Annotated in this window: 12 protein-coding genes; 11 read left to right on the top strand and 1 reads right to left on the bottom strand. The window is 73.2% G+C overall.

Translation table 11 applies throughout. The annotated features are described in order from the left end of the window. The 7 genes from ACFE60_RS14260 to ACFE60_RS14230 all read left to right on the top strand — a co-directional run. Positions 1 to 194 (top strand): hypothetical protein (locus ACFE60_RS14260; protein WP_375389530.1); only part of this gene is annotated, 194 nt, incomplete at its 5' end. Between the two features lie 361 nt (positions 195 to 555). Then, the gene (gene coaD, locus ACFE60_RS14255; protein ID WP_375389529.1) at positions 556 to 1,047 is read left to right on the top strand and encodes a pantetheine-phosphate adenylyltransferase; all 492 of its coding nucleotides are present in this window, start codon (positions 556 to 558) and stop codon (positions 1,045 to 1,047) included. Continuing rightward, a complete protein-coding gene (locus ACFE60_RS14250; protein WP_375389528.1) occupies positions 1,040 to 1,678 on the top strand; it encodes an MOSC domain-containing protein in 639 nt (212 codons plus the stop codon). The genes coaD and ACFE60_RS14250 overlap by 8 nt, the downstream gene beginning before the upstream one ends. A 50-nt stretch (positions 1,679 to 1,728) precedes the next feature. Beyond that, a complete protein-coding gene (locus ACFE60_RS14245; RefSeq protein ID WP_375389527.1) occupies positions 1,729 to 2,727 on the top strand; it encodes a TIGR03557 family F420-dependent LLM class oxidoreductase in 999 nt (332 codons plus the stop codon). After that, positions 2,724 to 3,452 carry a coenzyme F420-0:L-glutamate ligase gene (gene cofE, locus ACFE60_RS14240; protein ID WP_375389526.1) on the top strand — a complete coding sequence of 243 codons (729 nt, stop codon included), beginning with the start codon at positions 2,724 to 2,726 and terminating at the stop codon, positions 3,450 to 3,452. Before ACFE60_RS14245 ends, cofE begins: the two co-directional genes overlap by 4 nt. 83 nt (positions 3,453 to 3,535) lie before the next feature. Then, positions 3,536 to 4,213, top strand: coding sequence for a 2-phospho-L-lactate guanylyltransferase (gene cofC, locus ACFE60_RS14235; RefSeq protein WP_375389525.1), 678 nt, complete (start codon positions 3,536 to 3,538; stop codon positions 4,211 to 4,213). A gap of 296 nt (positions 4,214 to 4,509) precedes the next feature. Continuing rightward, positions 4,510 to 5,358 (top strand): DNA-3-methyladenine glycosylase family protein, encoded by an 849-nt coding sequence (locus tag ACFE60_RS14230; RefSeq protein WP_375389524.1) that lies wholly within the window; start codon positions 4,510 to 4,512, stop codon positions 5,356 to 5,358. Position 5,359: 1 nt separating this feature from the next. On the opposite strand, the gene ACFE60_RS14225 is transcribed toward ACFE60_RS14230, so the two are convergent. After that, on the bottom strand, positions 5,360 to 5,551 hold the full coding sequence (locus ACFE60_RS14225; RefSeq protein ID WP_375389523.1) for a hypothetical protein: 192 nt from the start codon (positions 5,549 to 5,551) through the stop codon (positions 5,360 to 5,362). A gap of 104 nt (positions 5,552 to 5,655) precedes the next feature. Between ACFE60_RS14225 and ACFE60_RS14220 the strand changes: the two genes are divergently transcribed. The 4 genes from ACFE60_RS14220 to ACFE60_RS14205 form a co-directional block, all read left to right on the top strand. Next, the gene (locus ACFE60_RS14220) at positions 5,656 to 7,317 is read left to right on the top strand and encodes an amidohydrolase (RefSeq protein ID WP_375389522.1); all 1,662 of its coding nucleotides are present in this window, start codon (positions 5,656 to 5,658) and stop codon (positions 7,315 to 7,317) included. Positions 7,318 to 7,507: 190 nt separating this feature from the next. Then, positions 7,508 to 8,638, top strand: coding sequence for an ABC transporter ATP-binding protein (locus ACFE60_RS14215; protein WP_375389521.1), 1,131 nt, complete (start codon positions 7,508 to 7,510; stop codon positions 8,636 to 8,638). A gap of 41 nt (positions 8,639 to 8,679) precedes the next feature. Beyond that, the gene (locus tag ACFE60_RS14210; RefSeq protein WP_375389520.1) at positions 8,680 to 9,819 is read left to right on the top strand and encodes a spermidine/putrescine ABC transporter substrate-binding protein; all 1,140 of its coding nucleotides are present in this window, start codon (positions 8,680 to 8,682) and stop codon (positions 9,817 to 9,819) included. After that, the coding region (locus tag ACFE60_RS14205) for an ABC transporter permease (RefSeq protein ID WP_375389519.1) at positions 9,816 to 10,727 on the top strand (912 nt) is incomplete at its 3' end. The genes ACFE60_RS14210 and ACFE60_RS14205, both read left to right, overlap by 4 nt.

Genomic DNA, 10,727 nt, shown 5'->3' with positions numbered 1-10,727 from the left:
CGAGCCAGTCAGGCGGCCGCTCGCAGCTGCGGCTGCTGCGGGTCACCCGGGACGGCGAGATCATCGAGCGGGCCCGCGCCGCGGCCACGGCGCTGCTCGAGCAGGACCCGGCCCTCGACGCCTACCCGGTGCTCCGCGCGGCGATCGAGCGGACCAGCGACGAGGAGTCGCGCGCCTTCCTCGACAAGAGCTGACCCAGGGGGCTCCGCCGAACGACGGTGATCCGTCCGAACGACGGCCCCGATCGTGCCGGATCGCCGTCATACGGTCTGATCGCCGTCGTTCCGTGCGCGGCGGCTGTGGGGCGGTGAGAAGACCAGGGCCGTGTGACGGGCGCAGGGGCGGATCGCGAGGTTCGGCCTGCGCCTGCCACGACTTCCTGCGCTGCCGACTGCTCGGTGGAGCACGTGCCGCCTGAACGACGGTGATCCGTCCGAACGACGGCCCCGATCGTGCCGGATCGCCGTCATCTGGTCTGATCGCCGTCGCTCCGCGCGCCGCCGACCCGCTCGACCGGCCTGGGCGACCGCGAATCCCGTGCGCGAGGATGGGTGCATGCGGATCGCCGTCGTCCCGGGATCGTTCGACCCGGTCACCCTCGGGCACATCGACGTGATCGGGCGGGCGGCGCTGCTGTTCGACCGGCTGCACGTCGTCGTGACCCACAACCCGGGCAAGCAGGCCCTGCTCGACGTCGGGGAGCGGGTGCGCCTCCTCCGCGAGTCCCTGGCGGAGGCGCGGGTCGACGGGGTCGAGGTCGACTCCTGGTCAGCCGGCCTGCTCGTCGACTACTGCCGCCGCGTCGGCGCGGAGGCGCTCGTGAAGGGCCTGCGGTCGTCGACGGACGCCGCCTACGAGACCCCGATGGCGCTCGTGAACCGCGACCTGGCCGGCGTGGAGACGCTGTTCCTCGTCGCGCAGCCGGCGACCAGCCACGTGTCCAGCTCCCTCGTGCGGCAGGTCGCCGCGCTCGGCGGCGACGTGTCGAAGTACGTCCCGCGCGCGGTCGCGGCGGCGCTGCAGCCGGAGGGACCGGTCCGTGGCTGAGATCGTCGCGGTCTGCACCGTCCACGCCCTGCTGCCCGACCGCTCGATCGGCGTGACGGCCATCGACAAGCGCCCGGTCGGGAAGCCGCTGCGGGTGCGCAAGCTGGGCGTCCACGGCGACCTGCAGGCGGACCGGAAGTGGCACGGCGGCGCGGACCAGGCCGTCTACGCCTACGCGGAGGAGGACGCCGACTGGTTCGCACGCGACCTCGGCCGCGAGATCCCGCCCGGGCTGTTCGGCGAGAACCTGCGGACGCGCGGCATCGACGTCTCCGCCGCGGTCATCGGCGAGCGCTGGCGGATCGGCGAGAGGACGGTGCTGGAGGTGACGAGCCCGCGGAACCCCTGCGGCACCTTCGAGCGCCGGATGGGGGTCAAGGGCTGGGTGCGGCGCTTCGGGGAGCACGGCGCGCCGGGGCTCTACTTCCGGGTCGTCACCGCGGGCGACGTGCAGGCGGGCGACGCGATCGAGGTGCTGACGCGCCCCGATCACGGCGTCACGATCGGCGGCTGGTTCGTGCGGGAGGATCCCGGCGACGCGTCCGCGCTGCTCGCGGCGAACGCCTCCGGCGCGATCCGGCTGCAGGCCGAGCTGCGCACCCACGTCGAGAAGGTGCTCGCCCGGGCCTGACCGCTCCGCGAGCCGACGGACCGCTCATCGGCGGATGCCAAAATGGTCGGATGGCATCACTCCAGATCGGCTACGCCGCGATGCTCGAGCAGTTCCACCCGACGGAGGCGGTCGACCTGTCGGCCTACGCCGAGTCGAAGGGCTTCTCGGGCGTCATGGCGGCCGACCACTTCCAGCCCTGGGTGCCGGCGCAGGGCCAGAGCGCGTTCGTCTGGAACGTGCTCGCCGCGCTCGGCGAGCGCACGGCGGGCGACTTCGGCCCCGGCGTCACCGCGCCGTCGTTCCGCTGGCACCCGGCGATCGTGGCGCAGGCCTCCGCGACGCTCGCGGCGATGTACCCGGGCAGGCACTGGCTCGGCCTCGGGTCGGGGGAGGCGCTCAACGAGCACGTCGTGGGCGGCTACTGGCCGGAGGCGCCCGAGCGCATCAACCGCATGTTCGAGGCCATCGAGGTCATCGACAAGCTGTTCACCGGCTCCCTCGCCGGCAAGGACGTGAAGCACGAGGGGAAGTTCTTCAAGCTCGAGTCCACGCGCCTCTGGACGATGGACGAGCGGCCGCCGATCCTCGTCGCCACCGCCGGCCCGGTGACCGCGAAGCGCGCGGGCAAGGCGGTCGACGGGCTGATCACGGTCGGCGCGCCGCTCGAGAAGATCTCCGGCCTGTTCGAGCGCTTCGACGCCGGGCAGCGGGAGGCGGGCAAGGACCCCGCGCTCGCGCCGCGCGTGCTGCAGGTGCACCTGTCCTGGGCGCCCACCGACGAGGAGGCGCTTGCGAACGCGATGCACGAGTGGCCGAACGGCGGCATGAAGTTCCCGAAGGGCGACATCCGCAGCCCGTTCGAGCTGGAGCAGATGGCGAAGCTGGTGCGGCCGGAGGACTTCGAGGGCCGGATGGTGATCGCGAGCGACCCCGACGTGCATCGCGCGGCGCTGCAGCGCTACGCGGACCTCGGCTTCGACCGCATCTACCTGCACAACGTGGGACGGAACCAGCGCGAGTGGATCGACGTGTTCGCGCGCGACGTGCTGCCGAGGCTGCATCGATGACGGTGGCGGAGGTCCGCTGCTGGGCGCCGGACGGCATGCCCGAGGTCGCGGCCGGTGACGACCTCGCGGCGCTCGTGATCGCCGCGGCCGGCGCGCTCGAGGCGGGCGACGTGGTCGTCGTGTCGAGCAAGGTCGTGTCGAAGGCGGAGGGGCGGCAGGTCGTCGCCGAGGACCGCGAGCAGGCGATCACCGACGAGACCGTCCGGGTCGTCGCGGTCCGCGAGCAGCCAGGGGGCGGCCTCACCCGCATCGTGGAGAACCGGCTCGGCATCGTCGGCGCGGCCGCGGGCGTCGACGCGAGCAACGTCGCGCCGGGCACCGTGCTGCTGCTGCCGGTCGACCCGGACGCCTCCGCGGCCCGCCTCCGCACGGCGCTGATCGCCGCGTCAGGCGTGCCGGTCGGGGTGCTCGTCACCGACACGCTCGGCCGGCCGTGGCGCCGCGGGCAAACCGACATCGCGATCGGCGCCGCCGGCATCGCCGTCGTGGACGACCTGCGTGGCGAGCCCGACGCGAACGGCCGGCCGATGGGCGTGACCGTGGTGGCGGTCGCCGACGAGATCGCCTCGCTCGCGGATCTCGTGAAGGGCAAGGCGACGAACCGTCCGGTCGCGGTCGTGCGCGGCATGGACCACTACGTGCTCGACGCGGACGGCCCGGGCGCGCGCTCGGTCGTGCGCCTCGGCAACGAGGACATGTTCCGGCAGGGCAGCTCGGAGGCGTAAGCCGACGGCTACCGCGACGGCTACGCGGAGGCGTCGCGGGAGTCCTCGGACCCCTCCGACACCGGGATCGACGGAGGTGCGTGGTGATCGACTGGGTCGTGATCGTCCCGATCAAGCGGTTCTCCGAGGGCAAGCAGCGGCTCGCGGTGCGGCAGGACCGCGCCGCGCTGGCGGAGGCGTTCGCTCGCGACACGGTCGCCGCGGTCGCGAACGCGCCGCACGTGCGGATGCTGCTCGTCGTCACCGACGACCCGCAGCTGGTCGACGACCTGCGCCTGCCCGTCGCCGTGACCGTGGTCGCGCAGCAGGTCCCCGGGCTGAACAACGCGATCAGCGCGGGCCTCCGCGTCGCGAACGACCGCTGGCCCGACTGGGGGCAGGCGGTGCTCGCGGGCGACCTGCCCGCCCTGACCTCCGAGGACCTCGAGCGGACCCTCGAGATCGCGGAGGAGATCCCGCTCGGCCTCGTCGCGGACGCGCACGGCACCGGCACGGTGATGATCACCGGGCAGCCGGGGATGCCGCTGCTGCCCGCGTTCGGCGTGGGGTCCGCCTCCCGGCACCGCGACCTGGGCCACCGGCTGCTGCGCGGCACCGAGCGGCTGCGCCGCGACGTCGACACCCCGGAGGACCTGGCGGCGGCCGTCCGGCTCGGCGTCGGCCCGCACACGGCGGAGGTGCTCGCCCGCGAGCCGGCGCGCGCGCCGCTGGGTGCGGTGCCGGAGCCGGTTCGGAGTCCGCGCAGCGGCCGCCGGCTCTAGGGGTCCGAGTCGGAAGCTCGTCGGGGGGCGAGGCGCTGGCCGTTTGGGTTCGATGCCTGTCGCGCGGTAGGTGTGGCGTCGCGCGGTATGCATGCGTACCGCGCGACGCCCCGGCTACCGCGCGAGGATGCACGGCTACCGCGCGTCGCCGGAGGTATCGCGTGGCGAACCGACCGCGCCGCGAGCGGGCCGGTACCCCGCCGAGATTGCGGTTCTGACCGCTATCGCGCCCCGCGCCCGCCGCTGATGGCCGGTGCGCTCTTCCGCACGTCGGACCCCCGGGCCATGGTGGGCGCATGACGACGCACACCGTCGAGCTCGACGTGCTCGGCCCCTGGTCCCTGCCCACGAGCAAGGCCTTCTGGGAGGGCTTCACGCCGGCAGCGCTGCCGGCCGGCGGCGACGCCGCGATCGCGACCGTGTTCCTCGCGGAGGCGGACTTGACGCGGACGGAGGCGGAGGTGCGGCAGGCGGGCGACCGCGCGGTGATCACGGTGCGGGGCGACGGCGACCTCGTGGCCGGCGCCGCCCAGGTGGCGCGGTTCCTCTCGCTCGACGTGGACGCGACCGGCTGGCCCGCTGTGGGGGAGCGCGACCCCGTGATCGGCGCCCTGCAGGCGCAGCTGCCGGGGCTGCGGCCGTGCGGCTTCCACTCGCCGTACGAGGCCGCCGTCTGGACCGTGCTCTCGCAGCGCATCCGGATCCCGCAGGCGGCGAAGCTGCGCTCGAGCCTGGCCGACCGCTACGGCGACCGCGGCGCCCTGCCGGCGCCGGCGGTGCTGCGCGGGCTCGACCTCGACCTGCCCGGCCGGAAGACGGAGTACCTGCACGCCGTCGCCGAGGCGGCGCTCGACGGCGTGCTGGACGGCGGGGCCCTGCGCGCCGTGCCGCCGGAGCAGGCGATCGAGGCGGTGCAGCGGATCAAGGGGCTCGGCCCGTTCGCCGCCGAGCTCGTCGTCGTCCGTGCCGCGAACGCGCCCGACGCCGTCCCGCTGCACGAGCGGCGCCTCGACGACGAGGTCGCCGCCCGCTACGGGGACGGGGCGACCGTGGAGACCGTGTCGGAGGCGTGGCGCCCGTTCCGCACCTGGGCGGCCGTGCATCTGCGCGCGGCGCGCGAGGCGCGCCTGCACGAGTTCGCCTGAGTCAGTTCCGGCCGTCGAGCCGGTCGAGCAGGAAGATCGGCACGGGCAGGGCCGCGGACAGCAGCAGCACCCCGACGATGAAGAACGGCCACAGCTCCCAGCTGGCGGTCCCGAACGCGAAGCCGATCGGGAAGCAGGCGATGCCGGCGAGCAGCAGCACGATCCCGAGCACCGCTCCGAGGATGTTGTCCATGCGCCGATCCTGGCGGACACCGCTGGGAGCGTCCAGCCGTCGGTGGTCTCGAGGCTCTCCCGACCAGCGGGCGCTGCTCCCGGCGCCCGCTAGCGTGCTGAGGCATGACCCGACCCCTCGTCGTCGCAGGATCCCGCCTGTTCACCGGGCGCTCCCTGCACCCGACCGCCTCCGCCGTCGCGGTGCGGGACGGGGTGGTCGTCGCCGTCGGCTCGCTCGCGGAGGCACGCGCTGCGGCCGGCGGCGGCGCGGAGGTGCTGGACGTGCCAGGCGGCCTGGTCGGCCCCGGCTTCGTCGACGCCCACGTGCACCCCGCCCAGGGCGGCGGGGAGCGGCTCGGCTGCGACCTGACCGACGCGGTCGGCGCCGACGACACGCTCGCCCGGATCCGCGCCTACGCCGACGCGCACCCGGCCGACGAGTGGATCGTGGGCGGCGGCTGGCACATGGCCGACTTCGAGCGCGGCCTGCCCCGCGCGGACGCGCTCGAGCGCGTCGTCCCGGGCCGCAAGGTGTACCTGATCAACGCCGACCACCACGGCGCGTGGGTGTCGCCCGCCGCGCTCGCCGCCGCCGGCCTGCACGCCGGCAGCGCCGACCCGGCCGACGGGCACATCGACCGCGATCCGGACGGCGCCCCCTCCGGCACCCTGCAGGAGGGGGCGATGGAGCTGCTCGCCGACCTGCTGCCGGTGCCCACCGACGAGCAGTCCGTCGCCGCGCTCGTGGAGGCGCAGCGGTACCTGACCGGGTTCGGCGTGACCGGCTGGCAGGACGCCATCATCGGCGCCTACTCCGGCGTGAAGGATCCGACGGACGCGTACCTCGCCGCGGTGGGCACGGGCCGGCTGTCCGTGCTCGTGACCGGCGCCCTGTGGCTCGAGCGCGGCTTCGCGCAGGGCGACGTCGACGGGGTCGTGGCCGCGCTCGTCGCCGCGAGGGATCGGATCGGGGACCGTCGCGGCCCCTCGGGCGGGCGGTTCCGCGCGACGAGCATCAAGGTCATGCTCGACGGCGTGCCGGAGAGCCGCACCGCCGCGTTGAAGCAGCCGTACCTGGACGCGGACGGCGTGCCCACGGACGTGCTCGGCCCCACCCACTTCGCGCCGCAGGTGCTGGACGCCGTCGCGCCGGCGCTCGCCCGGGCGGGGTTCCAGCTGCACATCCACGCGATCGGCGACCGCGCCGTCGCGGAGGCCGTGCACGCGATCGGTCTCGCGAACGCCGCCGCGGACGGCGCACCGCTGCGGCACCACCTCGCGCACCTGCAGCAGGTGGACCTCGCCGACCTGCCCGCGCTGGCGGCGACGGGCGCGACGGCGAACGTGCAGGCGCTGTGGGCGTGCCGCAGCGACCAGATGGTGCAGCTGAACCTGCCGCTCGTCGGCGCCGCGCGCTTCGAGCAGCAGTACGCGTTCGCCTCCATGGCGGCCGCCGGGGTGCCGCTCGCGATGGGCTCCGACTGGCCCGTGTCGACGCCCGACCCGTGGCAGGCGATCGCCACCGCCGTGACCCGCCGCGAGCCGGGCTCGGACCGCCCCGCGCTCGGGGAGGGGGAGGCGCTCACCCTCGAGCAGGCGCTCGCGGCGTACACCGCCGGGTCGGCTCGCGTCGCCCACCACGACGAGGCGGGCGTGCTCGAGGTCGGCCGCCGCGCGGACGTCGCGGTCGCCGACCGCGACCCGTTCGCCCTGGCGCAGGAGGAGCTCGCGACGGTGCGCACCGCGGTCACGGTGAGCGCGGGGCGGGTCGTCCACGGCGAGTAGCCGAGGCGACGGTATCCGTCGTCCGCGCCGCCCGGTGCTGCGGTTCTCGCGGTCCAGGCCGGTTTCGATCGTGTAAAAGGTCGGTCACGGTCCGGTCGCGAGGTTGTGGCGCGCGCGGTGCGCCCCTACGTTCGGGGGCAGCGCCGCGGAGCCGTGCCGCGCCGGACATCAGCGAGGAGCGCCCGACCCGATGACCGCCACCGCCCTCGCCGCGCCACCCGCCGACCTCGTCGCCGCTGGGGACGCCGATGCGGGCCGCGTGACGCTCGACGGGGTGTCGAAGCTGTACGGGAAGAGCTGGGCCGTGAAGTCACTCGACCTGGAGATCGCGGCGGGGGAGTTCATCTCGCTGCTCGGCCCGAGCGGCTGCGGCAAGACGACGACGCTCCGCATGATCGGCGGGTTCGAGCTGCCGGACGAGGGCGACGTGTCGATCGGCGGCATCGCGATGGGCACGACGCCGCCCTTCCGCCGGCCGGTCAACACGGTCTTCCAGAGCTACGCGCTGTTCCCGCACATGTCGGTCGCGAAGAACGTCGCCTACGGGCTCCGCTACGCGAAGGTCCCGAAGGCCGACGTGCCGACGCGCGTGACCGAGGCGCTCGGCATGGTGCGGATGCAGCACCTCGCGAGCCGCATGCCGGCGCAGCTGTCCGGCGGCCAGCAGCAGCGCATCGCCCTCGCCAGGGCGCTGGTGAACCGCCCCTCCGTCCTCCTCCTCGACGAGCCGATGTCCGCGCTCGACCGCAAGCTGCGCGAGGAGATGCAGATCGAGCTGAAGCTGCTGCAGCAGCAGCTGCACACCACCTTCGTGTTCGTGACGCACGACCAGGAGGAGGCGATGACGATGAGCGACCGGATCGCGGTGATGTCGGGCGGCCGGATCGAGCAGATCGGCTCGCCCGCGGACGTGTACGACCACCCCGCCTCCGCCTACGTCGCCGGCTTCATCGGGCAGCAGAACTTCTTCGAGGGCACGGTCACGGGCGGCGACGCCGGTGCCGCCGCCGTCACCATCGCGGACGGCTCCGTGCGCTCGACGCGCAGCGGCGCGATCGCCGCGGGCGGGGCGGCCACCGTCGCCGTCCGGCCCGAGTCCGTCACCGTGGTGGAGGGGGCCGCGCCCGACGAGCCGAACGCCGTCACCGCCACGCTGATGAGCGTCAGCCGGCTCGGCTCGTACCTGCAGGTCGTCACCATCACCGGCTCCGGCCAGAAGGTCATGGCCCGCGTGCCGTGGGGCGTGGGTGTGTCGGCGACGATCGGCACCGTCGTCACCTGCCGCTGGCCCGCCGACGCACCCCTCGTCTACCCCGCCTGACCATCCGCCTTCCCGACGCCCCCGACAGCAAGGAGCACGCCGTGCCGGAGCGCCCCCTCGAGATCCTCGTCCCCGCCGCGATGCAGCGGCAGCTCTCCCGCCGCGTGGTCCTGTCCGGCCTCGTCGGTGCCGGCGCGGCCGCGGCGCTCGCCGCGTGCGCGCCGTCGACGGGCGGCTCATCCGGCGGCGGCGGCGCCCTGAACCTCTACACCTGGGGCGAGTACGACGACCCGGCGGTGCTCAAGGCGTTCGCGAAGACGAAGGACGGCGTCCCCATCAAGCTCGGCAGCTACGACTCCAACGAGGAGCTGATCGCGAAGCTGTCCGCGGCCAAGGGCACGAGCGGGTACGACATCGTCGTGCCGACGCTCAGCTTCGTGCCGCAGATGGTGCAGCTGGGCCTGCTGGAGGAGCTCGATCACGCCAAGCTGCCGAACCTGAAGAACGTCAACCCGACGTACCTCGACACTGACCAGGACAAGGGCAACACGCACAGCGTGCCGAAGGCCCTCGGCGTCAGCGGGTACGTGTACGACACGACCGTGATCAAGCGGGACCTGACGAGCTGGAAGGACTTCTTCGACGCCGCGCAGAAGGAGGCGGCGGGCAAGACGAGCCTGCTCGCCGACCCGAACGAGATCCTCTGGGCGTACTTCTTCTCCATCGGGGAGGACATCAACACCGACGACACCGCGACGCTCGACAAGGCCAAGGACTTCCTGGTGAAGAGCATCGCTCCCAACGTGCAGGCGTTCGAGTCGTACGTCAGCAGCACGATCTCGCAGAACGGCCGGGTGCTGGCGCACTCGTGGAACGGCGACGCCCGCCAGGGCATCGTCCAGAACGACGACAAGAGCCGCTACCGGTGGGTCAAGCCGACGGAGGGGGCCGGCCAGTTCCTCGACAACTGGGCGATCCCGAAGGGCGCGAAGAACGTCGACGCGGCCCACACCTTCATCGACTACGTACTCGACCCGGCGGTCTCGCTGAAGGAGCTGATCTACATCGGCTACGACACGATGGTCACGGGCATCAAGGAGATGGCGACCGACGTCGAGCTGCCCGACCTGATCTTCTACTCGGAGGCGGAGCAGAAGAACCTGGTGTTCGACATCGTGCCGAAGTCGCAGGAGCAGCGCGTCGCCATCTTCAACGAGATCCAGGCGGCGGCGGGCACGTGACCGCGGTCGCCGTCGCGGTGCCTCGCAGCCGAGCGAGGCGGTTCCGGTGGAACGTCGGGGTGCTCGCCGTCCCGGTGTCGGCGTGGCTGCTGTTCTTCTTCGTCGCCCCCTTCGTCGTCATCCTCTGGTACTCGTTCGGCGACAAGCCCAGCCTGTACATCACGCACGACAACTCGGTGCTGTCGCTCGACCGCTACCTCGAGGCGCTCAACGCGACGTTTTTGACCGTCTTCGGGCGGACGTTGCAGATCTCCGTCGTCGGCACGCTGCTCTGCCTGCTCATCGCGTTCCCGATGGCGTACTGGATGGCGGTCAAGCTGCCGGCGAAGCACCAGGGCATCGCGGTCGCGCTGGTGCTCGTGCCCTACTGGACGAACTTCCTGGTGCGCACGATCGGCTGGCAGATCGTGCTGAGCCCGACCTCCTTCGTCGCCGACGCCTCCCGCGCCCTCGGCCTCGGCACGCCGCAGCTGCTGTACACGACCGGCGCGGTGCAGCTGGGCGTCGTCTACAACTACCTGCCGCTCATGATCCTGCCGCTCTACGTGACGCTCGAGCGGCTCGACCACCGGCTGCTGGAGGCGAGCCGCGATCTCGGTGCGAACGCGCTCGAGACGTTCCGCCGCGTCACGCTGCCGATCGCGATGCCCGGCATCGCCGCCGGGCTGCTGCTGGTGTTCGTGCCGCTGATGGGCGACTACATCACCCCGAGCGTGCTCGGCGGCGCGGCGGGCAGCATGATCGGCCAGCAGGTCGCGTCCCAGTTCAACGTCGCGCAGAACTGGGCGCTCGGCAGCGCGATGGCGATCGTGCTGATGATCGCGATCCTCGGCGTGGTCGTCGTCTTCGGCCTACTGTTCCGGCTCGTGAAGCTGATCGTGGACCGGTACGAGCACATCCCGGTGCTG

This window comes from uncultured Amnibacterium sp. (assembly GCF_964245895.1).
Lineage (GTDB): Bacteria > Actinomycetota > Actinomycetes > Actinomycetales > Microbacteriaceae > Amnibacterium.
Note: the sequence above shows the minus strand (reverse complement) of the source record. Positions and strands in the feature narration are given on the sequence as shown.

Bases quoted from the DNA above. Each gene is read 5' to 3' on its own strand.
- ACFE60_RS14220 (WP_375389522.1), top strand. From the start codon at position 5,656: ATGACCCGACCCCTCGTCGTCGCAGGATCCCGCCTGTTCACCGGGCGC.
- ACFE60_RS14230 (WP_375389524.1), top strand. From the start codon at position 4,510: ATGACGACGCACACCGTCGAGCTCGACGTGCTCGGCCCCTGGTCCCTG.
- ACFE60_RS14245 (WP_375389527.1), top strand. From the start codon at position 1,729: ATGGCATCACTCCAGATCGGCTACGCCGCGATGCTCGAGCAGTTCCAC.
- ACFE60_RS14225 (WP_375389523.1), bottom strand. From the start codon at position 5,551: ATGGACAACATCCTCGGAGCGGTGCTCGGGATCGTGCTGCTGCTCGCC.
- cofE (WP_375389526.1), top strand. From the start codon at position 2,724: ATGACGGTGGCGGAGGTCCGCTGCTGGGCGCCGGACGGCATGCCCGAG.
- ACFE60_RS14215 (WP_375389521.1), top strand. From the start codon at position 7,508: ATGACCGCCACCGCCCTCGCCGCGCCACCCGCCGACCTCGTCGCCGCT.
- coaD (WP_375389529.1), top strand. From the start codon at position 556: ATGCGGATCGCCGTCGTCCCGGGATCGTTCGACCCGGTCACCCTCGGG.